24 protein-coding genes, 1 tRNA gene, 2 rRNA genes and 1 pseudogene are annotated in these 25,975 nt (G+C 60.4%); 22 read left to right on the top strand and 6 right to left on the bottom strand.

Going from position 1 to position 25,975, the window contains the following annotated elements; all coding sequences use genetic code 11:
- Positions 1-19 precede the first annotated feature (19 nt).
- From ASAC_RS00960 to ASAC_RS00950, 3 genes are read left to right on the top strand one after another with little or no spacing between them, the layout of a single operon-like run.
- The gene (locus ASAC_RS00960; protein ID WP_013266106.1) at positions 20-1,027 is read left to right on the top strand and encodes an RsmB/NOP family class I SAM-dependent RNA methyltransferase; all 1,008 of its coding nucleotides are present in this window, start codon (positions 20-22) and stop codon (positions 1,025-1,027) included.
- Positions 1,027-1,527, top strand: a complete 501-nt coding sequence (locus tag ASAC_RS00955; protein WP_013266105.1) for a PUA domain-containing protein — start codon at positions 1,027-1,029, stop codon at positions 1,525-1,527. Before ASAC_RS00960 ends, ASAC_RS00955 begins: the two co-directional genes overlap by 1 nt.
- A complete protein-coding gene (locus tag ASAC_RS00950; protein ID WP_013266104.1) occupies positions 1,528-2,289 on the top strand; it encodes an FKBP-type peptidyl-prolyl cis-trans isomerase in 762 nt (253 codons plus the stop codon). It begins immediately after the preceding gene.
- Here the strand turns inward: ASAC_RS00950 and ASAC_RS00945 are convergent.
- Complete coding sequence (locus ASAC_RS00945; RefSeq protein WP_013266103.1) at positions 2,273-3,205, bottom strand: GHMP family kinase ATP-binding protein; 933 nt, start codon at positions 3,203-3,205, stop codon at positions 2,273-2,275. The two genes, ASAC_RS00950 and ASAC_RS00945, sit on opposite strands and share 17 nt — an antisense overlap.
- Positions 3,206-3,380: 175 nt before the next feature.
- On the opposite strand from ASAC_RS00945, the gene ASAC_RS00940 reads away from it, so the two are divergent.
- Positions 3,381-3,581: a ribbon-helix-helix domain-containing protein gene (locus tag ASAC_RS00940; RefSeq protein WP_048812931.1), complete on the top strand. Its 201-nt coding sequence runs from the start codon at positions 3,381-3,383 to the stop codon at positions 3,579-3,581.
- A gap of 59 nt (positions 3,582-3,640) precedes the next feature.
- Here the strand turns inward: ASAC_RS00940 and ASAC_RS00935 are convergent, their stop codons facing one another.
- Both ASAC_RS00935 and ASAC_RS00930 read right to left on the bottom strand, forming a co-directional pair.
- Positions 3,641-4,162, bottom strand: coding sequence for a hypothetical protein (locus ASAC_RS00935; RefSeq protein WP_148217080.1), 522 nt, complete (start codon positions 4,160-4,162; stop codon positions 3,641-3,643).
- A gap of 65 nt (positions 4,163-4,227) precedes the next feature.
- Complete coding sequence (locus tag ASAC_RS00930) at positions 4,228-7,044, bottom strand: DEAD/DEAH box helicase (RefSeq protein ID WP_013266100.1); 2,817 nt, start codon at positions 7,042-7,044, stop codon at positions 4,228-4,230.
- Positions 7,045-7,143: 99 nt separating this feature from the next.
- Between ASAC_RS00930 and ASAC_RS00925 the strand changes: the two genes are divergently transcribed.
- The 6 genes and pseudogenes from ASAC_RS00925 to ASAC_RS00895 all read left to right on the top strand — a co-directional run bounded on the left by ASAC_RS00925 (position 7,144) and on the right by ASAC_RS00895 (position 10,544).
- A complete protein-coding gene (locus tag ASAC_RS00925) occupies positions 7,144-7,392 on the top strand; it encodes a hypothetical protein (RefSeq protein WP_013266099.1) in 249 nt (82 codons plus the stop codon).
- Positions 7,389-8,108, top strand: a complete 720-nt coding sequence (locus tag ASAC_RS00920; RefSeq protein WP_013266098.1) for a molybdenum cofactor biosynthesis protein — start codon at positions 7,389-7,391, stop codon at positions 8,106-8,108. Before ASAC_RS00925 ends, ASAC_RS00920 begins: the two co-directional genes overlap by 4 nt.
- 55 nt (positions 8,109-8,163) lie before the next feature.
- Positions 8,164-8,454, top strand: coding sequence for a 50S ribosomal protein L14e (locus tag ASAC_RS00915; protein ID WP_013266097.1), 291 nt, complete (start codon positions 8,164-8,166; stop codon positions 8,452-8,454).
- Positions 8,455-8,556: 102 nt separating this feature from the next.
- Positions 8,557-9,542, top strand: a pseudogene (locus ASAC_RS00905) (RNA-guided pseudouridylation complex pseudouridine synthase subunit Cbf5).
- A 35-nt stretch (positions 9,543-9,577) separates the two neighbouring features.
- A tRNA-Ser gene (locus ASAC_RS00900) sits at positions 9,578-9,663 on the top strand.
- A 95-nt stretch (positions 9,664-9,758) separates the two neighbouring features.
- Positions 9,759-10,544, top strand: coding sequence for an enoyl-CoA hydratase/isomerase family protein (locus tag ASAC_RS00895; protein ID WP_013266096.1), 786 nt, complete (start codon positions 9,759-9,761; stop codon positions 10,542-10,544).
- On the opposite strand, the gene ASAC_RS00890 is transcribed toward ASAC_RS00895, so the two are convergent.
- Positions 10,541-11,857, bottom strand: a complete 1,317-nt coding sequence (locus tag ASAC_RS00890) for an ArsB/NhaD family transporter (protein WP_013266095.1) — start codon at positions 11,855-11,857, stop codon at positions 10,541-10,543. The two genes, ASAC_RS00895 and ASAC_RS00890, sit on opposite strands and share 4 nt — an antisense overlap.
- On the bottom strand, positions 11,854-13,056 hold the full coding sequence (locus ASAC_RS00885; protein ID WP_013266094.1) for a tRNA pseudouridine(55) synthase: 1,203 nt from the start codon (positions 13,054-13,056) through the stop codon (positions 11,854-11,856). The genes ASAC_RS00890 and ASAC_RS00885 overlap by 4 nt, the downstream gene beginning before the upstream one ends.
- Positions 13,057-13,233: 177 nt before the next feature.
- Here ASAC_RS00885 and ASAC_RS00880 point away from each other — a divergent pair, with 177 nt between their 5' ends.
- The 10 genes from ASAC_RS00880 to ASAC_RS07740 all read left to right on the top strand — a co-directional run bounded on the left by ASAC_RS00880 (position 13,234) and on the right by ASAC_RS07740 (position 23,446).
- Positions 13,234-13,950, top strand: coding sequence for a metallophosphoesterase family protein (locus tag ASAC_RS00880; protein ID WP_013266093.1), 717 nt, complete (start codon positions 13,234-13,236; stop codon positions 13,948-13,950).
- Between the two features lie 110 nt (positions 13,951-14,060).
- Positions 14,061-14,420, top strand: coding sequence for a UBP family nucleoid-associated protein (gene ubp, locus ASAC_RS00875; RefSeq protein ID WP_013266092.1), 360 nt, complete (start codon positions 14,061-14,063; stop codon positions 14,418-14,420).
- The gene (gene rqcH, locus ASAC_RS00870) at positions 14,421-16,364 is read left to right on the top strand and encodes a ribosome rescue protein RqcH (RefSeq protein WP_013266091.1); all 1,944 of its coding nucleotides are present in this window, start codon (positions 14,421-14,423) and stop codon (positions 16,362-16,364) included.
- Between the two features lie 44 nt (positions 16,365-16,408).
- On the top strand, positions 16,409-16,618 hold the full coding sequence (locus ASAC_RS00865; RefSeq protein WP_013266090.1) for a zinc finger domain-containing protein: 210 nt from the start codon (positions 16,409-16,411) through the stop codon (positions 16,616-16,618).
- A gap of 11 nt (positions 16,619-16,629) precedes the next feature.
- Positions 16,630-16,905 (top strand): elongation factor 1-beta, encoded by a 276-nt coding sequence (locus ASAC_RS00860; protein ID WP_048812699.1) that lies wholly within the window; start codon positions 16,630-16,632, stop codon positions 16,903-16,905.
- Between the two features lie 5 nt (positions 16,906-16,910).
- Entirely contained in the window at positions 16,911-17,489 is a 579-nt protein-coding gene (locus ASAC_RS00855) for a hypothetical protein (RefSeq protein WP_148217078.1), read from the top strand.
- 415 nt (positions 17,490-17,904) lie between these two features.
- Positions 17,905-19,401 (top strand): 16S ribosomal RNA (locus tag ASAC_RS00850).
- A gap of 191 nt (positions 19,402-19,592) precedes the next feature.
- Positions 19,593-22,669 (top strand): 23S ribosomal RNA (locus ASAC_RS00845).
- Together the 16S and 23S rRNA genes form the textbook arrangement of a ribosomal RNA operon.
- Before the next feature lie 216 nt (positions 22,670-22,885).
- The gene (locus ASAC_RS00840) at positions 22,886-23,092 is read left to right on the top strand and encodes a hypothetical protein (RefSeq protein WP_048812698.1); all 207 of its coding nucleotides are present in this window, start codon (positions 22,886-22,888) and stop codon (positions 23,090-23,092) included.
- Between the two features lie 105 nt (positions 23,093-23,197).
- Entirely contained in the window at positions 23,198-23,446 is a 249-nt protein-coding gene (locus ASAC_RS07740; protein WP_148217077.1) for a hypothetical protein, read from the top strand.
- On the opposite strand, the gene ASAC_RS00835 is transcribed toward ASAC_RS07740, so the two are convergent.
- Positions 23,412-23,714, bottom strand: coding sequence for a PolB1-binding protein PBP2 family protein (locus tag ASAC_RS00835; RefSeq protein WP_013266086.1), 303 nt, complete (start codon positions 23,712-23,714; stop codon positions 23,412-23,414). The genes ASAC_RS07740 and ASAC_RS00835 overlap by 35 nt on opposite strands.
- 55 nt (positions 23,715-23,769) lie before the next feature.
- Here ASAC_RS00835 and ASAC_RS00830 point away from each other — a divergent pair, with 55 nt between their 5' ends.
- Positions 23,770-24,768, top strand: a complete 999-nt coding sequence (locus ASAC_RS00830; RefSeq protein ID WP_013266085.1) for a hypothetical protein — start codon at positions 23,770-23,772, stop codon at positions 24,766-24,768.
- Complete coding sequence (locus ASAC_RS00825; protein ID WP_013266084.1) at positions 24,768-25,973, top strand: aconitase X; 1,206 nt, start codon at positions 24,768-24,770, stop codon at positions 25,971-25,973. Before ASAC_RS00830 ends, ASAC_RS00825 begins: the two co-directional genes overlap by 1 nt.
- The last annotated feature ends 2 nt before the right edge of the window (positions 25,974-25,975 follow it).

Raw genomic sequence — 25,975 nt, 5'->3', positions numbered from 1 at the left:
TTAGCCTAGGGGGCTAGGATTGCCTAAGCAGAGCGAGCGGTGGGACAGAAGTGATGAAGTAATATTCAGCGACAGGTCAACACCCGAGGCCAGGAGGCTGGCCCAGAAGTACGGGTACCTGCCATACATAGTAGAGAGGTACCTGGAGCTGTTAGGGGACGAGGCTGAGGACCTCCTGGAGGCCAATGAAGTTCCCATGCCTGAGACCCTCAGGTGTAACGACTTTAAGATAAGCTGCGGGGAGCTCGAGTCAAGGCTAGGGGAGGCCGGCTTTGAGCTTGAGAGGGTGCCGTTCCTTCCACACGGCTACCACGTGATAAGCTCCCCCATAAGCCCTGGGGCGACTCATGAGTACTTGAAGGGTTATTATTACCTTCAGGACCCGGGCTCCATGCTTATAGTTTACGTTATGAACCCAAGGCCCTCAGCCACAATACTTGACATGGCCGCTGCCCCTGGGGGTAAGTCGACGCAGATATTGCAGCTCACCAGGGACTCCTCCCTGCTAATAGCGGTGGAACCCAAGAGGGAGAGGATTAAGGCGCTCAGGTCGAACTTACAGAGGATGGGCTTTAGCAACTACATACTGATAAGGTCAGATGCCAGGTTCCTAAGCCTGGACACTAAGCCAGCGCAGGTGCTCCTTGACGCCCCGTCAAGCGGTGAAGGCATTATAAGGAAGGACAAGAACAGAAAGACGAAGACCTCCATCTCAGACCTAAGGAGAATACATGAGCTTCAGGTGGAACTCCTCAACAGGGCGTTGTCCATAGTGAGCCCCGGCGGAACCGTGACATATGCCGCCTGCTCGACGGCCGTCGAGGAGGGCGAATACACCGTGCATAAGGTCCTTGCTGATAAGGATTACGTGACCACTGAGAGGCCCTTTGGGTTTCCCCTAAGTAAGCCCTTCGAGGAGTACAGAGGCGTAATATTTGATGACAGGGTGAAGGGCTGCGGCAGGCTGTTCCCCCACAAGCAAGGCACGGAGGGGTTCTTCATATGCAAGCTAAGGCGCCTAGACTGATGGGGCTCACTGACGACATGCTTAAAAAGCTAAAGGAGTTCGCCGAAGCCTTAGGTCTCCCCATGTCTGCCATAGCGACAAGGCCCTATTACCTTGAGGTTCCTGATGGCAATTATTATGATATATTTGACGTCACGAGCCGCGTTGAAGAGGCTGTGAGCAGGCTGCCCTCCCTGTACTCTGTAGGCTTATACCTAGGCTACATTGACAAGGAAGGCTTTCACCCTGGACTCCCCCTGGCTCAAAGGCTTGCCAGTAAATGCTTTGTCTCCACGGACTGCACGGTGCTAGACGAATATGGAGCCAAGGTGTTCCTTTATGGTAAGGAGGTTACGGAGGAGCACATAGTTAAGTTTAAGGAGGGGGTCTCTGTGGTCCTCGACACATCCCTGGAGCCACTGGGGTGGGGGTTTGGATCCTACATTAGGCTTAAATCCAGGCGTGTAACCAGGGTTGAGCCAGTGAAGGACCTGGGCTGGTATCTAAGGAGGGGAGGGTAATTGGCATTTAAGGACGGGGACTTCGTGCTAATAAACTATGTGATAAGTGTTAAGGATGGCGACAGGGAGATAGTGGAGGACACTAACAAGGAAGATGTTGCCAAGAGCGCGGGCATCTACGACTCTAACAGGCGATACGAGCCTTACCTGGTAGTCGTAGGCAGGAGCCAGGTGATAAAGGCTATAGATGAACAGCTCAGGGACATGGATGTAGGCCAAAGGAAGGAGTTCATCGCGACGCCAGACAAGGCCTATGGCCCCTACCGCAACGACCTAATTATAAGGCTTCCCATAAAGCAGCTCAACAGGTACGGCATTCCGCCAGTGGTTGGGCGCCGCGTGGAGGTTGGAGGCAGAATAGGAGTTATAAGAAGCGTCACAGAAAGGTTCGCTTACATAGACTTTAACCATCCGCTTGCAGGCAGGGACCTGAAGGTGGAACTTGAAGTTGTTGGAAAGCTAGAGACCCTCGATGACAAGGTGAAGTACCTGGTCACAAGGTATATGCCTCTCGACAGGAACTCAATAAGTGTCTCGCAGCAGGGGGAGGGCTCCATAGAGCTTCAGCTGCCCCAGGAGGTGCTTGGGCTGTCAGATCTCGAATCAAGGCTTCAGCTGCTGCTCGGGGACCTCTCGTCATTGCTTGGCATAAAGGGTGTCAAACTTGTTGTAAACGTCACTTTGAGCCAGCAGGGCGCGTCGGCCTCAGGGCAGCAGGCTTCGCAGCAACAGCAGGAGGCCCAGGCTACCCCACAATCTTAATTGAGGCGCCGTAATTTCTTGGGGGCGATATGATTACCTCTCCGCTCAGGCCAACGTTGCTCATGATTTCCTTCATAAGCATGACGTCGCCCTGGGCCTCGTACTCATTTTCAACAATTGTGTACATAGCTGGCCCCCAGCTTGACTGAGCCAGTATGACCCTGCTCCTCCAGGCCTCGGCCGCTAGGTCATTAAGCTTCCCCCTGTACTCGCCGCCTTGCACGGACGCGAAGAGTATCCCCGTGCCCCTTTGGACGAACCTAAGGCCCTCAAGGGCGTCGTCTAAATCACCTCTTGCTATGCCGGCAGCCAGCCTGAGGGCTCCGCTCGTCATAAATGCTATGTTAGACTCGCTGTTGCCCCACTGCCTCTTCTCCATAATGCTCTCCTCCTCTTCGTCGGTCAGCCCCCTCTCAATCTTTGGTATAATTATTACAAACCTCCACTCGCTCGGCATCTTCAACGTGACGAGGGGCGTGGGCCTTCCTGGCAGCCCAGCGTCCATTACAAACCCGCCATACTTAAAGGCAAGCGTGCCAGCGCCGCTGTGCCTCGACCTTCCCAGCTTTAAGGCGGCCTCCTCGACGGCCTCGGGTTGTTCTCCTTTGAGCGCCTTGAAGGCCATGTAGAGGGACAGAAGTACCTGGGTTCCCGTTCCGAAGCCCCTGTGGATAGGAGGGCTCTCGTGGACCTCAACGTTGAAGCCCTGCACGCCCGCTACCTTGGCAGCTTTTTTGACGTATTCGAGCAGCTCCTGAGGCCCTCTGTACTGCTCTCTGTCGGAGAGCTCCACAGCGGCCCTGAACTTAGGGTTATCGACGTAGAAACCTATGGAACCCCACCTGACGTTCCAGTCGCCTGCAGCATAATAGAAGCCTCCGTGAAGCCTAGAGCCCGTCTCTACCTCTGCACGCAAGCCTCAGCCCCATGTTCAGGGGGGACTGGAGGTTAAGAGCACCGGAGCTTTAACCGTCTGTTAATGCTAGGCAACCCCAATAATTATCTGAGACCATTCTATTATGTTGACAAAAGAAAGGGCCTGAGGGAGCTGACTCCTCTTTAAGCCAGTGGTTATAAGCTTTTATGCGGTGATGTGCGTGAAGCTGGTAACTGTAAAGATGCCTGAGCTCTATGTAAAGGCTATAGATGAGCTGGTCAAGGAGGAGAAGTTTACAAACAGGAGCGAGGTAATAAGGGTGGCCGTAAGGGAACTTCTTAAAAGGGAGCTGTGGGGGGAGAGCCTGTTAAACGAAGGCGAGCTGTCAACGTCGGCGGAGGTAGCAGAAGTCTAATGCTGTAGACAAATGCGGCGCGACGTTTCTTCAAAGTTAGGACGGCCATCCGTGACCGTTCATTTAAAGGCTTTTATTGTTAACCCGCCGGATGAAGCCATTATTGTTATTAATAAGTTGCCAACGCTCGCAGCCATCGTAATTAGTGCTACGATGAGGGAGCTGCCCGCGCCTGTGACCATCAGTATAGCAGAGGCTACTATTAGGAGCGCGTCGGCCGCGGGTCTTGCGTATAGGGCTCCGGCGGAAATAGATAAGCCAAGAATTATGGGCGCCACTTCAAACTCCAGCGGCGTTACAGCTACTAAGATCAACAGGAAGGAGAAGGTGGCCAGTGAGAGGCTCGCTAGGATCCTGGTCGCTAAAGATGCGAGCCTAAACTGAAGAAGCCTCCCATAGCTCTGGGCCTTAGCTTTGATGGCACTTAAAGCCGAGGACACATTAGGTACGTTACCAGAGTCAACCGCGGCGGCAAGCTCGTTAACTAGGGGCTTTACTTCTCTGGCATCTAGGTACTCACATACGCTGTTAAGCATATCGGCAACGCTGTATATCGACGCTGCTAGGAGCCTTATGTCCATGTTCTCGGACTTGGAGGCCTTTGCTCCAATTATCCTAATATAGTTAACTTCATCGCATATGCTCATTACACCGACACCTTCCCGACAGAGCTGCTGTGCCTCTGCAGGTATGCGGCAGCGTTTAAGATTAGAAGCTTTGCGTGATTGGCATTGACGTAATGATACGTGACAGAGCTCTCGTAATCTGCGCCATAATAGCCCGCCATAGAGACCTTTAGCTCGTATATCTCATCAGTGCCCGCTACATATGGCAAGATTAAGTTCCACCTGTCCACTACGTCCTTAGGCTTCACTATGGTCTCCCTGGGCTCCCACGTGTACCCCTTCTTAGCAGTCACCTTAAGCTCAGCGTTAAGGTCCAGAGGCGTGAAGCTCTCTGCAAAGTCCTCCGATGACGCTATATCATTGAATGAGGAGGCCAGGGTCCACCTCCACTCGTCGCTGTTGACATCGAGGAACGCGATTACCCTCAGATCATTGTACTCAGGACGTCTCATGTCCTTCAACTTGTTGAGCACGGTCTTCTCAGAGAGCTTAAGTTCCTCAGCAATTTCTATTGAGGTGAAGGCCCAGTCTTTAAGCAGCTCGGCAATTCTCTTCGCCAGGTCCTGAACCCAGAGCCTCACGGGCGGCAGCGAGAGGAGCTCCTGCGACAAGGGCGAGGGTCCATCCTTTATAACATGCACTTTTATGTAGCGCTTCCTGAGACCCTCTACGAACTTTATAGCGCCTTCGACGTCCAGTTCCTTATTTATTATAAACTTTTTGACCTCATCTATTAGCGTGCTGTCCCTTTCTTTGTTTACTTCGCCTAGCTTGCCCAGGTCGTACTTTGCCTCAGCGAGCCTCTCGTGAAATATTGGAAGGTAGTCAAGGGCCTCATAGATGGCCTCCCTGACCTCCTCGGGCCCTAGCTCCATTAATGCCGACAGCGCGTCACGGTCACCCATGTTAACGCTTACGCCGAAGAACGAGGGCCTGTAGTAAGCGTCAAGGCCCTTGCTCTTCGCAGCTAAAAATACGAGTAAAACTCCCAGGGTTTCGGCTAGCTTTGAGCCGAAGGGGCCTAGGAGCACCTGCTCATTCTCAACCCTCTCATAGGCTATGTCGTGGGGGCCTATCGTTATTCCCCTCGACTTATACCACGAGCCTATAGCTTCTAGCACGCGGCCCGATTCGTAGCCGCGCCAGCCGTCGTCCAGGATAACCCTGTAGAACTCCTCTGAAACCTCCTTTGATCTAGTCAGACCTTCGCCCTTCCAGAGGGGTATCTCGCCGGAGCCCTTGGCAGGGATCACGTCAACGCGCTCGTTAACCTCGTCTATTCTTGAGACTTCCCAGGCGCTCCCTGCAAGCCTTATCACGTCGCCAACCCTTAAGTTACGGTAAACAAAGTAAGCGTCGATGTAGCCGATAACGGAATCGGGCGATCTCACCGCAAACATGTCCCTCTTGGGAATAGTAGAGAAGAAGTCGCTGAAGTCCCTCGGGGACCAGGGCCTGTCCGAGCCGTTGCGGAGCCTCCAGATCCTGTAGAAGGTGCCCCCAACCCTTATCGAGCCCTTATCATCAACGTCGATTACGCCGTTCACCTTCATATACTTAATCAGGGAGAGGAACTCCTCATGGCTTAACTTAAAGATGGGGGAACCCTTTAGGGTCTTGTAAAGCTCCTCCACAGTGAGGCCGGGGTCCTTTGACAGCGCGCTTCCAACCACTTCTTTTGCAATAACGTCAGCTGGCGCTACGTCCAATATTTCGTCCTCAACATAGCCGCTTGTTGCAAGTCTAGTCTCGGCTAACGCCTCTGCCAGGTCCACTGGGTCAGTCGTTATTATCAGGCCCATGGAAGTGCCGCCCAGCCTGTGGAAGCTCCTTCCTGTTCTCTGTATGAGCGCGGCCACCGAGCCTGGGGCGCGAACCTGGATGACCTTCCTTATGGACCCTACGTCTATCCCTAGCTCTAACGTCTTGGTGCAAACCACCAGGCAGCCCTCGCCGCGCCTCAGCTTCTCCTCAACCATCTCCCTGACCTCGGCCGAGACGCTGGAGTGATGCACATAGACGTTCTCTAGCTTGCCTTTCTGAAGCTCGTGACTGAGCTTCTCGGCCACGTACCTGCTGTTAGTAAATATCAGCGTCGGTCCTGAGGACTCCGAGGACGCTATCTCCGCTACCTTGGGCCACGGGTCCTTGGCCCCATCTATGTATCTCACCTCAAATAGGAATCCACGGTTCCCGCCACCGCTCACCAGCTCTGACTCCCTCCTGCTGCTGCCCCTGAGCAATGCTAGTGCCTTCCCAGGGTTACCAATGGTTGCTGAGAGCCCTATCCTCTGGAAGTCCCCTGCCAGCCTCGCAAGCCTTTCAAGCAGCAGGAGGAGCTGCGCTCCCCTCTTCGATGAGAGCAGCTCATGGACCTCGTCCACAATAACTGCCTTGACGTTACGGTAGTACTCCCTGAACTTGGGGGCCCAGTCTAAGTCTATCTCGAGGCTCTCAGGCGTCGTTAAGAGCACGTGAGGCGGGTTCCTAAGCCTAAGGTACCTCTCAGAGCTGGGCACGTCGCCGTGTTTCTTGGCCACCCTCAGCCCGAGGGGCTCAGCCCAGTAGCTTATCCTCCTGTGGAGGTCGTTTATGAGCGCCCTCATCGGCGTTACATAAAGTATGCTCACGGGCATCACGTTCCCTTCGTTGGTAAGCCTGGTGAGGAGGGGGAGTAGGGCGGCCTCGGTCTTGCCCTCGCCGGTGGGAGCCATAATGAGCACGTTCTTGCCAGCCAGTATAGCCCTCGCTGCCCTCTCCTGCAGCTCCGTGAGGCCTTTCCAGCCCCTCCTCTTCATCAGGCCTATTAGCTCTGGTCTCAGCAGCGCCTCAGTCATTGCCGTCCTACCATCTCTGGCTACAGCGCCAAACCTTCTACAGCAGGCCGGTCTGTGCTTAAATATAGTGTGGCGCCCCCTTACATAGGTCTTCAAAGTATGGCCGCAGGCGAGCTTCACAGGTGCATGGTGTGCGGCAGGCCCTTCCATGAAGGTCAGGGCATAATTATAAGGAGAGGCGAGCTGCTGCTGGAGTTTCACAGCGCCAAGTGCGCAGCCAAGTTCTTGAGGCTACTTATGGAGAGGCCCGAGGCCTCTTGCGTGGAGGGCCCTATCAAACAAATCTCTAAAGAGCTCAGGGACTCACTCGAGAAGAGAAGGCAGGGAAGCTCTAAGGTGATAGCTTGAAAGTAAAGGTAAGGCTCTACTCAGTGCTCCGTGAGGCGGCTGGCAAGGGTGAGCTGGAGCTTGAGCTCGGCGACGGCATTACGGTCTCCGGGCTCCTTGAAAAGCTCTCATCAATGGGCCTAGGAAAGGTCCTTGAGGAACTTAAGGGCGAGGTGCAAGTCATAGTTAACGGAAAGTCCCTTGCCCCCTCGCAGCTCATACCTCAGGACGCCAAGGTTATTCACGTGCTCCCGCCCTCCTCCGGCGGCAGCGAGAGGGTGCTGGTTAAGGTAGCCAGGGACGATGAGCCGGTCGACCTAGCCTCTCTGACCAGCTTCCTCTACGGCGACAACCCTAGGGTCGGGGCCGTGGCCTTCTTCATAGGCATCGTCCGGGGCATAAACAACGGAGAGCAGGTTAAGGAGCTGGACTACGAGCACTCCGAGGAGCTCATGGAGCCTAAGCTGAGGGAGCTAGCCTCTGAAGCCATAACTAAGTTCTCCCTGGCAGGCGCCTGCGTAATACATTTCGTGGGTCCAAGAAAGCCGGGCCAGCTCACCATGGTAGTCGGCGTCTCAGGGGAGTCCAGGAAGAACGTCTTCCCGGCGCTGGAGTGGCTTGTTGACCATGTTAAGCATGAGGCCCCCGTCTGGAAGACTGAGGTTAGGGAAAGCGGAGTTTATTACATGGTTGGCGACAGGGAGATAAAAGAGACCGAGCTTAAACGCGGGTCTTAGGCTAGAACAGTTTTAAAGTGAACCACCTCCTCAAAACCTCCAGGGTGGCCTTAAGGTGCCTGCCATAGAGGTCGGGAGGATATGCTATAAGCTGAGGGGCCGTGAGGCCGGCAGGAAGTGCGTAATAGTTGACATAGTGGATGAGAACAACGTGCTAGTCACAGGGCCCAAGACGCTTACTGGCGTAAGAAGGAGGAGGGTAAACATATCGCACATAATGCCCCTAGACAAGGTAGTTCAGATAAACAAGGGGGCCAGCGACGAGGAGGTGCTCAAGGCAATAGAGGCTGCTGGCCTCGCGGACTTTATGAGGGAGAGGGTAAAGCTTCAGCAGGCCTTAGCCTGAGGCCGGTGCTTAGGGTTGAGCTCTGAGCTCACAAGGCGTGGAAGGGAGTTTTTGAACTTCGTCAACGACTTCTGCGGCCACAGGGCCCAGTGGCTTGAGAAGATGCCAGAGGACACCTCGGGCGACTACGGTGTTATACCAACCGAGAGGCCCGCAGAGGAGTACATAAGTTATGGGGTGGTTAACATAGACAAGCCTCCCGGGCCTACAAGCCATGAAGTCACGGCCTGGGTTAAGAGGCTCCTGGGGGTTAAGCGGGCGGGGCATGGAGGGACCCTTGGGCTCAGGCCGCGTGGCCTGGGCGGGGAAATCCCAAAGTAACAGGCGTCCTGCCCGTAGCCCTTGACCATATGACCAAGATAATGGGCTCTGTGGTGCACTCGAGGAAGGCGTACGTCTGCGTCATGCAACTTCATGGCGATGTAAGCGAGAAGAAGCTCAGGGAGGTGGCGGAGGAGTTCACGGGCACGATATATCAGAGGCCGCCCGTTAGGAGCAACGTCAAGAGGGCCCTGCGCACCAGGAGAATATTCTCGCTTGAGGTGCTTGAGGTCAGGGGCAGGCTGGCCCTGCTTAGGGTAGAGTCGGACCCAGGGACCTATATGAGGAAGCTGTGCTGGGACATGGGGCTTGTCCTGGGAGTCGGCGCGCACATGAGGGAGCTGAGGAGAATTAAGACGGGCCCCTTCGACGAGGACCACAATTTAGTCACTCTGCAGGAGCTCTCGGAGGCCGTGTATCGCTTCAGGGAGGAGGGTAAGGATGACTACCTCAGGAGGGCGGTGCTCCCAGGGGAGGTCATTACGTGCGAGCTACCTAAGGTTGTGCTCAGGGACAGCGCGGTTGAGAGCGTCGTAAACGGTGCCCCCCTCGCCGTGCCGGGGATATCGCTGCTCACGCCTGATGTAAAGGCAGGCGGCAGGGTTGCCATGCTAACGCTTAAGGGAGAGCTGGTAGGCTTAGGTGAGGCTGTCATGGATGCCAAAGAAGTCATGGAGCGCGATAAGGGCATAGCCGTCAAGCCCACCCGCATAGTGATGCCGCGCGGCATCTACCCGCGCATGTGGAAGAGCAAAGGGGCTAGCTAACAGATTTAAGCACAAGCATTCATCTACACCTTGGCGCCGGGGTGCCCGAGCGGCCCAAGGGGACGGGCTGGAGACCCGTTGCTCCGCAAGGGGCGCGTGGGTTCAAATCCCACCCCCGGCGTCGCCCTAATTCATAATTGCATGAAGTCTTAGTTACCCGGCACGTGCCTCCGCAAAAATACTCCGTGGCCCTCTAAGGGCAGCACAGGCGGAAACATGTCCACTTATGTATACGGTGAGAACTATAAGAACATGGCCTACAGGATCACGATAAACAGGCCTGAGAAGCTGAATGCCATAAACGGCGAGATGTGGGACTCTCTTGCAAGGGAGCTTGAGAAGGGCTGCGCCACTGACCTACGCTCTATATTGCTCACTGGAAGCGAGGTGGCGTTCAGCGCAGGGGATGACATAGACGCCATGTCAAGGCTTAGCACGCAGAGGGAGTCAGAGGAGTTCTTCAACAGGATACTTGACGTGGTTACAACTATGATAAAGTGCAATAAGCCTATAGTCTGCGCCGTCAAGGGCCTGGCCGCTGGCGGCGGGGCGGAGCTCCTCCTGGCGTGCGACGTCGTGGTAGCTGCTGAGAACGCGTGGATTAGCTTCCCCGAGGTCGCCCTTGGCCTTCTGCCCCCCTTCCTGTTAAGCCTTGGCGTCACAGCGCTGGGCCACAGGAAGGCCAGGTACTTAGCGATGACCGGCCAGAGGCTGTCGGCCACGGAGGCCTCCCTGCTGGGCATAGTTGACGAGGTTGTGCCTCAGGCCGACGTTGACCAAACAGTAGATGATATACTGAGCACGCTTATGTCGTTCCCGCCGCAGGCCCTGCAGGCGATAAAGAGGCTGGCCCTGAGCGACGTCGACCTATCGCGCATGAAGGAGGCCACAGGCCAGCTGGCCTCCCTAGCCATGACTGACGAGGCCAAGGAGAGGATGCGGCTCTTCAAGGAGCACAAGCTCAAGCCGGCGGCCGTCAGGAAGCTTGAGCGACGGGCCTAGATGCGCAGCATCGACAGCGGTATCATATAGGCGGCGTAGATGGCCACGTTTACTAGCGTGACCAACGCCCCTACGATCATGAACTTCCAGTAGCTTACAGAGACGCCGTGACGGGCCTCTGTGGACTCTAATATTATAACGTTTGACGCAGCCCCAAGTATGGTCAGGTTGCCAGCTATGGTTGATGCCATGGCAAGCGTTAGCCAGGCCATGTAATTGGCGCCGCTGAACCCAATGCTCTGCATGTAAATTATGAAGAGCTCCACGAAGGGCACGTTACTCAGAAGCTGGCTGAACAGAAGCGATGACGCCGTGATTCTGATGAAGTCGTTAAGCGGGCTCCCAACGCCCGGCAGCAGGTACCTGAAGAGGGATGTGAGTATGCCGGAGTTCCAGACGCCAGCCATAGCTATGAACATCACTATGAAGAACAGTATCGTGCCCCAGTTGACCCTCCTGATGGTTTCCCTTGGATCGCTTGACAGTATGAAGGTTGCAGCGGCGACCGTGAACGGTATGATTCCTATCTCAGTTATTGCGGGCCTTCTCATTAGCTCAAGCATGTCATTGACAGTCAGCGCCACTATTATGACTACCAGGGACAGGGCGGCGAGCATGGCGTCCCTCCTGTTCCTTATGGCCTCCTCAGGTATCCTGTAGGGCAGCTTCACGGGCCCGCCCTTAACACCATAGATCTTAGCCAGGATGTAGCCCGTGACGGCAAGGTTTACCATCGTAGGGACGGCGAGGTAGATGACGAACGTGCTCAGTGGTGCCTGGACGCCGGAGCTCACGGCTATTAGCATGTTCTGCGGGTTGCCCAGGGGCGTCATGGTGGAGCCTATGGTGACGGCGAACGCTAACATGAGTATTGCGAGCTCTGGGTCAACGCCTATGACCTTGGCCAGCGGCACTATTATGAGCGAACCCATGGCGGCAACTGCGTCGTTGACAACTATGGCAGCCATGACGCCTAGCGCGATGGTTAGGACTATTATTAGCCTGACCCTGTCCCTCACCTTGTAGACTATATAGTAGGTGACGTATTCAAGGAGCCCTGACTCCTCCGCGAGGGCGCCGATGTTGAACATGCCTATGAGGAAAAGTATGACGTTCCAGTTAACGTAGTCCTCCACGTCATTAGGTTTCACGAGGCCGCTGACTATTGCTATGAACGCGGCAAACGACATGAAGGTCCAGATGGGCAGGTTGTGGAAGTACCTAGACCTGAACATGAGGCCGCCAAGTATAAGGGCTATGATCGCGCCTCCCGCAAGCTCCTTCACGTGACCATATAGTATCAAGCCCCTCACCTCAGGGGGATCACTCCAAGTAGATCAGCCACTACGCACTCGGCAGCTGTCCCCAGGAGGCCGCTCAGGCTCGGCTCGGTCCCACTGCCGCTCACCAGCTCCATTACGTGGAGCCTCTCGTCAAGCGCTATGATACACTCCGCCAGGCCTCCGCCCATGTCAACGCACTCGGCCCCCCTGACGACCCCGCTGACCTCCTTTCCCATGAACTTCTGCCTGACCTCCTTGCCACGCAGCGACGCCGCCGCCAGCTGCAGGGACTCAAAGGCGCCTCCCTCGACATAGAGGACGCACCTGTAAACCCTGACCCTCCTTGAGAGGTCCTCGGGTCCGGAGGCCTCCACCGAGCTGTTGACCTCAAGCGAGGCCCCCTCGGCCTCTATGATGGAGCCGTCAGGGGGCACCAGGCGCACCCTAGGCCCTCCGAGGTGAAACTCAACAGGAATGCCCAGCCCCAGGGCCCTGACCTCCTTCTCGTCCCTCACGAGCCCGACTATCCCGACCCTTGACGACCTCGTGTCGTTGATCAGCCTGGCCACGAGCGGGTGAGAGAGTGCCTCCCTGGGCCTCAGCTGGAGGTCCCTTCTGAGCCTCCTGTAGAGCCCCTTGACCACGAGCCTCCTGGGCTGCACGCTCACGCTGCCGTCAGGAAAGCTCACCATAACGACAACGTCCGGCCTGTCAAAGGAGACCTTGGGGCCCAGCTGCTGGGCCCTCTTGCCCAGCTCCCTCTTTATTTCAGACTTTATGGACTCGCCGAAGGCCAGGCCGAACTCTGCCTTTATGCGCTCCTCCCTGGCTATGACCCCTGGGTCAACCTTTGCGCCAACCAGGAACGTGCTGCCGCCCCACTCCTTCACTGCGTCTGCCACCCTCTGAGGCATCTCATCAAGGAACTTGTCCAGTGCGTCATTACATATGTAGCAGCTCCTGTGCTCTGGAGGGGAGCCGAAGAGCTCTACATAGACCTGGGCAGCGGCCCCTCCGGCGTTGGCCAGCACGTCCCTAGCGTTCTCCGGGAGCCTTCCGCTCAGTGACATGGCGTGAAGGCTCATCACGACCGAAAGCTTGAGGGCCCTGCCCCTCTCGGCGTTGCTCAGCCCCCTTCCTAGGCCCGCGAACAGCCTTCCCAGGCACCTGTCGCAGAGCGGGTACTTGGCAAGCACCTTCATGGCCTGCTGAGCAGGGTCTTCGTTCAAGTCGGTAGGCCCTCCTCTAGCGTCCCCTATGGAATATTAAGGGTAGGGCCTCAGAAAGTCGTTAGTCCTCACGGCTCGGACTGCCCATCGCGCATCATAGGCCCACACCTGTCTGGGACTGTGACGTTTATAACAACGCTGTAAACCTGCGCGGCACTCTTCCAACAGGGAGCGGGCTTGAGCCTGCAGCTGCTGGCCTCGTCTGACATACACTCGCCGGAGTACCTTAACGACTTCATCAGGTCACTGGCATCGGTGACTGGAAGGCCGTGCCTCTTCCTCCTGGCGGGCGACATAGTTGACAGGGGAAACGTCGCTATGGCGGAGCCCGTGATGAAGGTCATAGAGGAGAGGTTTGGGTCCAAAATTGTGGCTACATTTGGCAACGACGAGTTCCAGGACAGGTGGGACGAGCTGAGGAGGCGGTACCCGCAGGTCGACTGGCTGGCGGACGAGCTCAAGGTTTACGACTGCGGGGGGCTTAGGGTGGCAGTGGTGGGAACCCCGGGAGCGCTGGACAGGCCCACGAGGTGGCAGGAGGCCCACATCAAGGGCATAGAGGAGATCTACATGAAGAGGGTTGAGGTCGTCAGGGAGCTCCTTGCAAGGGCCAAGTCCGAGGCTGACAGGGTGGTCCTGCTTTCGCACTACGCCCTGGCCAGGGCAAACCTCAAGGGCGAGGACCCGAGGTTTTACTCGAACCTCTACAGCTCCAGGATGGAGAGGCTGATAGCAGAGCTCAGGCCCACGGTGGCGGTCCACGGCCACGCCCACAAGGGGTCCAGGTTCACCACCGTCGGCGGCGTGCCAGTCTATAACGTCGCGTTTCCCCTCAACAGATCGCCCGTGTGGGTTAAGGAGGTCAGGGCGGGGCTGGAGGCCTTCTTCAGCTAATTAGCCTCGCACATAACCTTATCCAAGGGGCAATGATGGAACCTGCGACGAGGCGACCGGCGGGCGGGGATGAGCGAGAAAAGCCGAGTGAGCCCCACTGCAGGGTAAGGGTGTATGGGGGCTACTCAGCCATATACTCCGTCCTGAGCGAGGTCAAGGAGAAGCTCTACGTCTACAACGAGCTCGCCTCCAGGAGGGGCTACTACCTTAAGCCCGTCCACAAGGTGTACAAGAGGGTCAACGGAGTAACCAGGGTGTACGAGTACTACGGCAGGTACTGGTGGAGGAAAGGGGAGAGGAAGCTCATATACGCGGGCTCTGTGAAGCCCAAGGGGCTCCCGGAGCCCCCGGAGAACCCCCTTGAAGGGCTCTCAATAATAAGGGAGGGCGACGACATTATAGTTGACTGCTCCCTCTACGACAAGTACTCGTGGCTCTTCAGGGGGCTCAGGTCCGAGAGGGTGGCGTAGGTGGCAAGGAAGTCCATGAGCTCGCTTGACGTTATGGCCTGGGTGGCGCAGCAGGCGAGCCAGCTCAGGGGCCAGAGGCTGGACAACATATACCAGGACGGGGACCTTCTGGCCATAAGGATGAGGCTGAGGTACGGGGACTTCCTTGTAGCCCAGCCTGGGGTCAGGCTCCACGCGAGCGCCAGGTACCAGCCAGGGAGGGAGCTGGGCCCGCTCGCAAAGGCAATGAGGGACGCCGTGAGGGACCTGAGGGTGTCAGAGGTCAAGCAGGTGGGCTTCGACAGGCTTGTCGAGATCACACTTGAGGACGGCCACAGGCTCGTCTTTGAGCTTCTGCCCAGGGGGGTCATAGCGCTGGTCTCGCCTGACGGCAGGCTGGTGGCGGCCTCGTCATACTTTGACGCCAAGGACAGGAGGGTGAGGAGGGGGCTCCAGTACTCCTACCCTCCCCTGAGGCTCGAGAGCCCCTTCGCCCTCGACGGCGCTGGGCTGGCGAGCAGGCTCAGGGGGTCCCAGGCCAAGGACATAGTGAGGGCCCTTGTCATGAACCTCGGGGTGCCCGGCGAGGCCGCGGAGGAGGCAGCCTTCAGGGCGGGGCTCAAGGGTAATGAGCAGCCGCAGGCCGTAAGCGAGGCGGACCTGGCTAAGGTCGCGGACGCGCTCAGATCCATAGCTGAGGAGTCGCTGAGGGGGCAGGGCTACGTTTACGTGGGCCAGGACGGCTCGCCTGTGCAGGCCACGCCGTTCAGAGCGACCTCAGCGGCAGGCCTCAGGGAGCTTAGCTTCAGCACGTTTGACGAGGCCTTAGACCTCTACTTCAGCTCATTTACGCCAAGGAGGCAGAGCCCCCTCGATGCGGAGAGGCAGAGGCTCCTCAAGAGCCTCGAGGCCGCTAAGGCTGAGGCCGAGGAGTACCTGAGGCAGGCCAGCGCCCTCGAAGCGCAGGCCAACGCCGTGGCCTCCTCCTATTACCAGGCCCTCGAGGCCCTGCAGTGCGTCAAGGAGGGCAGGGAGGGGTGTGGGGCCAAGGAGGTCAACAGGAGGCAGGGCTACATGATAGTCAACCTGTCAGGCGTTGACGTGAAGCTTTACCTCTACGAGACCGTGGACGACGCCATAAAGAGGCTCTACAGGCAGGCGGGGGAGCTCAGGGCTAAGGCGGAGAGGGCCTCCAGGACGCAGCTTGACATAGAGGCCAAGCTTAAGCAGCTTGAGGAGCAGCTCGAGCTCCAGGAGCTCAGGGAGAAGGTAAGCCATAGGCGCAGGGCCTGGTACGAGAGGTACCACTGGCTTGTGACGTCTTCAGGGGTGCTTGCAGTTGGCGGCAGGGACGCCGACCAGAACGAGAGCCTCGTGAGGAAGATGCTCGGCCCAAATGACGTCTTCCTACACGCCGACATACACGGGGCGCCTGCAGTCATACTCATGGCTGCCGCCGCTGGGGGCTTCACTGAGACTGACGTGAGCGAGGCAGCGGTGCTGACGGCCGCCTACAGCAGGGCGTGGAAGGAGGGGATGGCGAGCGTCAGCGTCTACTGGGCCTACGGCTCCCAGGTGTCAAAGAGCCCTCCCTCGGGCGAGTACTTAACTAAGGGATCCTTCATGGTCTACGGCAAGAAGAACTACCTGAGACCGCTGAGGCTTGAGCTGTACCTGGGCATTGCCCTTGACGAGGAGGGGCTTCCAGTGGTGGTAGTGGGCCCGGAGAGCGTCGTGTTACCCCAGTCCATAGCCTACCTCAGGGTGACGCCCGGGGACATGAAGGTTGAGGAGGCGGCGGAGGAGATCATAAGTTCCCTCTCAAGGGCGGCGCCCGAGGCCAAGGTAATAAGGGCCCTGGACCCCTCGGAGGTAGCTACCAGGCTCCCGGGCAGGGCCTCTATATCACAGGCCAGGAGGGGCCAGGCAGGGGGGCTGAGGAGGCCCAGGGGCGTGGCCGATTAACACTTAATAAGGGAGATCACAGGCCTGAGCGGGGAGACAAGGGCATGTCAGTGGCCGCTGTGAGAAAGATAGACATGCTTGACATGGTCCAGCCCCCCGTGTGCACCAGCTGCGGGAGGATCATACACCCGAAGGAGAAGGCCGTGGCCTTCTACTGCCCCAACTGCGGCAAGGTGCTGATATGGCGCTGCGCCAAGTGCAGGAAGCAGGGGACGCCGTACAGGTGCCCCAACTGCGGCTTCGTGGGTCCGTGAGGTGAGGGGCTGTGGCAAGAGTGGCTGTGCTGGTCACCGTGACCCCCTCCTCAGTTGACGTTAACCTTGGCGACCTGCTCAACAGGATCAAGGGCTCGCTGCCGCAGGGCTACGAGGTCCTGAACTCGGGGGAGGAGCCCATAGCCTTCGGCCTCAAGGCGCTCAAGCTGGTGATAGCCATGCCCGAGGACGTGGAGGGCGGCACCGAGACCCTTGAGGACGTGCTGAGGTCCGTGCCTGACGTCGAGGACGTTCAGGTGGAGGCCGTCACAAGGATGAGCGAGTGACGCACGTGAGCGCCCTCGCAGTAATAGCCGCCAGCTTCTCTGTGGCCCTGCTGTTCAACCTAATCCCCCTTGGGGCCCCTCCCTATGTCACCGTCGTCCTGCTTGAGATAAAGTATGGGGGCCTGGGCTTCTGGCCCCCGGTGCTTGCAGCATCCCTCGGGGCGGCGATAGCCAAGGTCGTCATGTATTACCTCGGGGTGGGCCTTAAGGGGGTCCTGAGGAGGAACAGGAACGTGAGGTTCCTGGCAAGGTACTCCAACAGCAGGTGGGCCTACCTGTTGGCGTTCTTCGCGGCGGTGGTGCCGGTGCTCCCACTTGACGACTTTGTCTACATGGTGGGGGGCGCCTCGGGCATGAGGGCCAAGCTCATGGGCCTCATAGCCGCGGCCGCCAAGCTTCTGAAGACCGTGGCCGAGACCTCCCTGCTCTACTTCATAACCGGCGAGGTGTCCATGATATTCAGGCTGCCGGAGTACGTGATCATAATATTCATGGCGGCCGCGGGCCTCGTGGCGGGCCTCATAGTCTTCAGCCTTGACTGGGAGCTCCTGGCCAGGAGGCTCGGCCTTCTCAGGGAGCCCTGAAGTTAATAGCCCCGGAGGCCACAATAACAGCGCCCCGCAGCTGCTCGCCCGGCGGCGCTGGGCCAACAGGGAGTCGTCGCTCCCGGCGTGAGGCCCGGCCTCTGGCTGCGGGGACACCGTCCTGACGTTCTATTATGGCGATTTGCATGCCATGGATTCCCGTTCAGCGGCGTCCACGGGGGCCTTGGGGCGGCTAATAACTTTGTTCTGAGGTATCAGCTACTAGCAAACGTTATAAACCCTAGCACAGTAAGAAGAATCTACGGCTCTGACAGGAGCCGTGGACGCTTAGCGAATGGGGGCCTAAGCAAACCCTGGGGAGTGGTACCTCAGGGACGCTTAGGTCTGACAGGGGTCCGTGAGCCACGTAACGGCAGGGTGTGCCCAACCGCCTCAGCCGCCGCCTTGCGGCTGAACTCCGGTTGATCCTGCCGGACCCGACTGCTATCGGGGTGAGGCTAAGCCATGGGAGTCGCGCGCCCAGCCGCCGCTGGGCGCGGCGCACGGCTGAGTAACACGTAGCTAACCTACCCTCGGGACGGGGATAACCCCGGGAAACTGGGGCTAATCCCCGATAGGCGAGGGGGCCTGGAATGGTCCCTCGCCGAAAGGGACCCTGGGGGGTTATCGCCTGGGGTCCGCCCGAGGATGGGGCTGCGGCCCATCATGGTAGTTGGCGGGGTAATGGCCCGCCAAGCCGACGACGGGTAGGGGCCGTGGGAGCGGGAGCCCCCAGATGGGCCCTGAGACAAGGGCCCAGGCCCTACGGGGCGCACCAGGCGCGAAACCTCCGCAATGCGGGAAACCGTGACGGGGTCACCCCGAGTGCTCCCGTAAGGGAGCTTTTCCCCGCTGCAAGGAGGCGGGGGAATAAGCGGGGGGCAAGTCTGGTGTCAGCCGCCGCGGTAATACCAGCCCCGCGAGTGGTCGGGACGTCTACTGGGCCTAAAGCGCCCGTAGCCGGCCCCGTAAGTCCCTCCTGAAAGCCCTGGGCTCAACCCAGGGAGTGGGGGGGATACTGCGGGGCTAGGGGGCGGGAAAGGCCGGGGGTACCCCAGGGGTAGGGGCGAAATCCGATAATCCCTGGGGGACCACCAGTGGCGAAAGCGCCCGGCTGGAACGCGCCCGACGGTGAGGGGCGAAAGCCGGGGGAGCGAACCGGATTAGATACCCGGGTAGTCCCGGCTGTAAACGATGCGGGCTAGGTGTCGGGCGGGCGTTAGAGCCCGCCCGGTGCCGCAGGGAAGCCGTTAAGCCCGCCGCCTGGGGAGTACGGCCGCAAGGCTGAAACTTTAAGGAATTGGCGGGGGGGCACACAAGGGGTGGAGCCTGCGGCTCAATTGGAGTCAACGCCGGGAACCTCACCGGGGGCGACAGCAGGATGACGGCCAGGCTAACGACCTTGCCCGACGCGCTGAGGGGAGGTGCATGGCCGTCGCCAGCTCGTGCTGTGAAGTGTCCTGTTAAGTCAGGCAACGAGCGAGACCCCCGCCCCTAGTTGCGACCCGGCGGGAGACCGCTGGGGCACACTAGGGGGACTGCCGCCGCTAAGGCGGAGGAAGGAGGGGGCCACGGCAGGTCAGCATGCCCCTAAACCCCCGGGCTGCACGCGGGCTACAATGGCGGGGACAGCGGGATCCGACCCCGAAAGGGGGAGGCAATCCCTCAAACCCCGCCGTAGTCGGGATTGGGGGCTGTAACTCGCCCCCATGAACCTGGAATCCCTAGTAACCGCGCGTCAACATCGCGCGGTGAATACGTCCCTGCCCCTTGTACACACTGCCCGTCGCTCCACCTGAGAGAAGGAGGGGTGAGGCTTCCTCCTTCGGGAGGGAGTCGAACCCCTCCTTCTCGAGGGGGGAGAAGTCGTAACAAGGTAGCCGTAGGGGAACCTGCGGCTGGATCACCTCTCGAATGGCGGTTGGACACCCTGCCGCGTGAAAGCTCACGGACCCCTCTGCCGATGCAGCTCACAAGCTTTGCTTGTGAGCGAAGGGCGCTAGGGCTCAGCGCCAGCTGAGCTCAATGAGCGCCGCCCACCCGATGGGGCCAGCGCCCAGATCTGGGCCTGGCCCCACCAGGGGCACCTGACTTATCCCTGGCCCTTGCGGCGCCTTACGCCGTCCGGTGGATGGCTCGGCTCGGGCGCCGAGGAAGGGCGCGGCAAGCGGCGATATGCCCGGGGTAGGCGCATGCAGCCGCTGAACCCGGGATCCCCGAATGGGACCTCCTGCACGGGGTTAACAGCCCCGTGCGTCCCGTAAGGGACGGGAACGCCCCGAACGGAAACATCTTAGTAGGGGCAGGAAGAGAAATCAATCGAGATCCCCTGAGTAGGGGCGACCGAAAGGGGGAGAGCCCAAACCAATTCCCTGCGGGATAACCGCGGGGAGATGAGGGGTCGCTGCCTTCGCGGCTGGGGGCAACCCCAGCGGGCCGAGCCGCGGTAGCCGAAGAGGCCTGGAAAGGCCCGCCGTAGAGGGTGATAGCCCCGTAGGCGAAACCGCGGTGGCCCGCGCCGCGAAGGAGAGTACTGCGGCCTAGTTTCGCCGTAGGAAGGTGGGGGTCACCGACCTCCAAGGCTAAACACGTCCCGAGACCGATAGCGAACTAAGTACCGTGAGGGAAAGCTGAAAAGGACCCCGGGTAGGGGTGTGAAAAGAGCCTGAAACCGGGCGGCTATAAAGGGCGTGGCCCGAAAGGGGTGAGGCCCCCGAAGGAAACTCGGGTGACCGAGGAGTACGAGGGGTGCTGACCGGGGTCACGCCTCCCGTCTTGAAACACGGGCCGGGGAGTTCACGGCCGTGGCGAGCCTAAGGGGGTCAGCCCCGAAGGCGTAGGGAAACCGACAGGCCCGCAGCCGGGGAAACCCGGCGAGGGGCGGGGTCCTAACAGGGCCCGGAGTCACGGCCGTGAGGCCCGAAACCGGGCGATCTAGACGGGGGCAGGCCGAAGCGGGGGGCTAACCCCCGTGGAGGGCCGAAGGGGTTCTGACGTGCAACTCGTTCCCATGACCCCCGTCTAGGGGTGAAAGGCCAATCTAGCCCGGTGATAGCTGGTTCCCGCCGAAGTGGGCCGGAGCCCAGCCTCGCCGGAGGCGGGCCGTGGGGTAGAGTTACTGATTGGGTTGACCAGGAGGGGAAACCCTCCGGCACCCAGTCAAACTCCGAACCTGCGGCCGCCGAAGAGGGCGGGAGTGGGGCTCCCCGGCGTAAGGCTGGGGGCCGAGGGGGAAACAACCCAGACCGAGGTTAAGGCCCCAAAGTGCCGGCTAAGTGCCAATCGAAGGGCGTCCCCCGCCTAAGACAGCGGGGAGGTGGGCCCAACAGCAGCCATCCTCCAAGGAGTGCGTAACAGCTCACCCGCCGAGGCGGGGGGCCCCGAAGATTGGTCGGGGCTAAGCCGGCCGCCGAGACCTCGGGCCGCCTCCGTGATGGAGGTGTGCGGTAGGCGGGCGTCGGGGTGGCGCAGAAGCGGGGCCGTGAGGTCCCGTGGAGCCGCTCCGAGTGCTGATCCCGGCGGTAGTAGCAGCGAAGCGGGGTGAGAATCCCCGCCGCCGGAAGGGCCAGGGTTCCCCGGCTACGTTCGTCAGCCGGGGGTTAGCCGGTCCTAACCGGGCCCTTAACTGGTGTCCGGGAAGGGGAAACGGGTTAACATTCCCGTGCCGTGGGGGTACGTTTCGGGGCAACCCAAGGCCTGGCCTCCGACGCCTCAGGGTAGGCGGACTGGGGGCCTCCGTTCGGGGGCGACCCAGCTAACTGCCCGAAGGCCGTGGAGTGCCGTAATGGCGAGAAGCGGCTGAAGGGGGGAATGGCCCGCCTTTGGCGGGTTCCGCCGAGCCCCGGGGCCCATGAAAAGGAGGCCAGGAAGGATCCCCCACGCCCGTACCGAGAACCGACACAGGTGCCCCTGGGTGAGGAGCCCAAGGCGTCGGGGGGTCAACCCAGGCCAGGGAACTCGGCAAACTAGCCCCGTAACTTCGGGAGAAGGGGTGCCTGCGGTCCTCGGCTAAAACCGGGGTCCGCAGGTCGCAGTGACAAGGGGGACCTGACTGTTTAACAAAAACATAGCTCCCCGCTAGCCCGAAAGGGTGTGTACGGGGGGTGAATCCTGGCCACTGGTGGTACGTGAAACCCGGGTACAACCGGGCGAAGCGCCACTGAAGGCCGGGGGTAACCCTGACCCTCTTAAGGTAGCCAAATGCCTTGTCGGGTAAGTTCCGACGCGCATGAACGGATCAACGAGGTCCCCGCTGTCCCGGCCTGGGGCCCCGCGAACCCACTGGGTGGGTGCACAGCCCCACATCCCCCCGCAGGGCGAGAAGACCCCGTGGAGCTTCACCGCAGCCTGCCGTTGACCCTCGGGTGGAGGCGCGTAGCGTAGGTGGGAGCCAGTGAGGGGCCTCTTTCGGGAGGCCCTGAGGCGGCAATGAAACACCACCCACCTCTGCCTGAGGGTCTAACCTGGCGCAAGCCAGGGACAGCGGTAGGTGGGCGGTTCGGCTGGGGCGGCACGCCCGCGAAAGGGTAACACGGGCGCCCAAAGGTCGGCTCAGGCGGGTCAGAAACCCGCCGTAGAGTGCAAGGGCAAAAGCCGGCCTGACCGGGCCCTTAACTGCATGGGGCCCGGACGGGAAACCGCGGCCTAGCGCACGCTCGTGCCCCCTTCGGTGGGGGCCGGGCACGACGGAAAAGTTACCCCGGGGATAACAGAGTCGTCGCGGGCGAGAGCTCCTATCGACCCCGCGGTTTGCTACATCGATGTCGGCTTTTCCCATCCTGGGGGTGCAGCAGCCCCCAAGGGTGGGGCTGCCCGCCCATTAAAGGGGAACGTGAGCTGGGTTCAGACCGTCGTGAGACAGGTTGGGCTCTACCCGCGGGGGGTGCCGGCCGCCTGAGGGGAAGGTGCCCTCAGTACGAGAGGAACGGGGCGCCGCGGCCTCTAGTTTACCGGCTGTCCTGGTGGGCAAGCCGGGCAGCCACGCCGTAAGGGGTTACCGCTGAAAGCATCTAAGCGGGAACCCCACCCCGAAAATAGGCGGCCACTCGCTCCGTCGGCTCTGCCGGCGGGGCGACGAGGGCTCCCGTAGAAGACGGGGTTGATGGGACGGGGGTGTAAGCCGCGAGGGCGCAAGCCCGAGCGGTTCAGCCCGCCGTTCCCAATCGCCCGAGGCCCAGGGGCTAGGGATAAGTTAGAACCTTGGTGGGGCCAGGCCTGGAGGGTTCAGCCGGCCCCATCGGGTGGGCGGCGCTCGTGACTATGCTCCTTTTCCTTTCCATTCTCTCATAATTTAGCCTCAGGACTGCACGCGCAAGGGCTCATCATACTAGTCCCGGCGGCTAAGCCCAGCGTAAGCCCTGAGGGCCCGGAAGTCGACCCTGGGCGGTGCCTCATGCTTGGCCGTCGTGGAGGGTGGCAAAGCGGTCCACGGGGACAGCGTCCCGGCCGCCAAGGCGGCTGACGACCCTGAGTCGCCCGTCAAGGCAGTAGGGTCCGCGAGGGCTAACTTCTGCGGCACCCCTGACCTCAGGGAGGCTGAAAGTATCGCTTGGCTGGGGAGGGGCCCTGCGACTCAGCCTTCAGGGCGGCTCGAGGAGTCCTGAAGGACATAACCAGGGCCTCGGCGCCGCTGGGCAAGGCCGGCGCGGCAGTGCTCAACGGCAGGTGCTCGACGCTTAAGTCCCCTCGGGGACGCCACAGGCGGGGCTGTGCCTGACATCGAGGTGCCCGAGTCCACCAGGCTGCCGGGGCCGTCAATAACCAAGGAGGCGTCGCAGGGCCGCGCTGCTAGTGGCGAGGACCTCGTGGAGGGAGGTCGCCGGGGCGCTGAGGTGGCCTCGGCCACGGCCTACTGCACGGTTCACTCGGCTGCCCAGGCCGTGAAGGGGAGGGCTGGGGCCTGCCGGGCGCGCCAAGGCCCTGTCATCCGGGCCCTGAGCCCAGGACCCTCTCTATAGCCCCGATTCCCCTCTCGGCTATGAGCTTCCTGAGGGGCGCGGGGAGGTTGTAGCACTCGTCCCCCCTCTCGGCAAGCCCCATGTTAACCAGCTCCTCCAGCACCGCCGCCGGGTCCCTGATCCCCCTCCTCCTGAGGTCTATGGCTGCCCTGAGGTCGCCCACGGACACGTTGTCAACCAGGTAGATGAAGGCCTCCCTCAGCTCCCCCTTGAGCGACCTGGCGACCTCAAGGAGCTGGGAGGCCCTTATTTCCCAGTCCTCGCTCATCCCTCTTCCTCTAAGCTTATCTTTGGTCGGACTTAACAGCGTTACGGGACGCCGCTTGAAGGTAGAGGTTAACAGGGACAGGGCAGGGGAGCTGGGCAGACTGATAGCCAAGGCCGTCAGCAGGCTCAGGCCCGACACCTTCGAGGACCCAAGGTACTACCCGCCCAGGGGGACCCCCAGGAGGGACGTGATGGCATACTTCCTAGTCATGGTAGCCATGGACCACAGGCTAAGCAGGGGCAGGAGGCAGTACGAGGCCGAGGTCAACGGGGAGAGGTTCCACGGCGCTGACCTGCTCTACAGGCTCGGCTCAAGGCTCTTCGCCGATGACCCAGGGTTCTTCACCGCGGAGAGGCTGGCCAAGGTCACCGAGGAGGACGTGCTGAGGTGGCTCACCGTTGACAGGGCCAGGCCGCCGGACGCCCGCGTCAGGGCGGAGCTGCTCAGGGACCTTGGACTGAAGCTCAAGGCGATCTTCGACGGCGACCCCTACAGGCTCATACTTGACTCAGGGGGCTACCTTAGGAGGGGGGTAGCCCAGGGCTTCATAGACCTGCTCAAGGTCTTCAAGGCCTACCAGGACCCGGTTGAAAAGAAGGCGTTCCTCCTGGCAAAGTTCATAGAGAGGAGGGAGGTGGTGATATTCCAGGACCCGCAGAACAAGGAGGTGCCCGTTGACAACCACCTGACCAGGATAGCCCTCAGGACGGGCATAGTTGACGTCGACCCAAACACGCTCGAGCTAATAGCTGCCGGCCACCCCTTCAGGCCCCAGGAGGACGTCATGCTCAGGCTCGCCGTCAGGGAGGCCTACAGGCTGGTGGCCCAGGCCGCCGGCGTGGACCCGTTCATAATGGACGACTTCCTCTGGTCCTTCGGCAGGTCCTGCTGCACCTTCGAGGGGCCCTCCTGCGCCTCCGGCTGCTCGGCTAAGTGCAGCTCCTTTGGCGGCTGCGATAGTGGCGAGTGCATATTGGCCCCGGCGTGCAGGGCGAGGGCGGAGAGGCTCTACCTGGTGCCGGAGCACAGCTTCATGGACACGTGGTGGTACTGATGTACCTGACGGCCGAGGAGGAGAGGGTGCTGAGGGGCGAGGAGGGGGAGGCCAGGGCCAAAGCGCTGGAGGTCATAGTTAAGGTTGGCGAGGCCCTGGGAGCCGAGAGGCTCCAGCCCATAGTCCACGCCCACGTCTCGGGCGTCTCCTACAACAACATAGGCGAGCCCGGCAGGAAGTTCATAGAGGACCTGGCTAACATGGGCGCCAGGTTCTCGGTGCCCACGACCGTTAACCCCATAGGCTTTGACCTGGAGGCCCCCGAGGCCTTCGACCTCATATCGGCCGACAGGGAGGTCCTTGAGGGGCAGAGGGCCATAGTGAGCGCACTTCACAGGATGGGCGCGTCGCTGACGCTCACCTGCACCCCATACTACATACCATCCGTCAGGGGGCTGAGGCCGGGCCAGAGCGTGGCCTGGGGCGAGTCAAACGCGGTGGTCTACGCCAACAGCGTGCTCGGCCTGAGGACCAACAGGGAGGGAGGGCCTGTGGCCCTGATGGCGGCCATAGCAGGCAGGACCTACTACTACGGGATGCACGTGCCCGAGTTCAGGAGGCCGAGGGCGGCCTACAGGCTTGAGGCCCCCGGAGGCTACAGGCTTGACTACGCCAGGGCTGCAGTGCTCGGCAGGGTGCTTGTCAGGCTCCACCGCGGCGAGGGGCCGCCGCTGCTCGACGCCAGCGTGGACAGGGAGACGTTCAAGGAGCTCGGGGCGGCCGTGGGCGCTGAGGGCGACATAGCAATGGTCTTCGTCCCTGGCCTGACGCCCGAGGAGCCCCCCAGCAGGTTTGAGGAGGTGGTGACGATAGACTACAGGGACGTGGAGGCGGAGCTCGAGTCGATGAGGCTTGACGACGTGGACCTGGTGTACGTGGGGTGCCCTCACGCCTCAGCGGAGGAGGTGGAGGCCCTGGCCAGGGAGCTCTCAAGGCTTAAGCCGAAGGGAAACAGGCCCCAGCTGCTCATAACGACGTCAAGGGACGAGGAGAGGCGCATAAGCCCTGAGGCCATGGCTGTGCTCAGGGAGTACGGGGCCGTCGTGCTCAGGGACACGTGCCTCATAGTGTCGAAGCTGCGGAGGGAGGGCCTCAGGGTGGCGACCTACAGCTACAAGGCCATGTTCTACCTCTCGAGGCATGGCCTCAGGGTGGGCCTCGAGTCCATGGAGGAGCTGGCCAGGAGGCTGGGCTCGGAGGCGTGACC

Source organism: Acidilobus saccharovorans 345-15, from assembly GCF_000144915.1.
GTDB classification, from domain to species: Archaea; Thermoproteota; Thermoprotei_A; order Sulfolobales; family Acidilobaceae; genus Acidilobus; species Acidilobus saccharovorans.
Note: the sequence above shows the minus strand (reverse complement) of the source record. Positions and strands in the feature narration are given on the sequence as shown.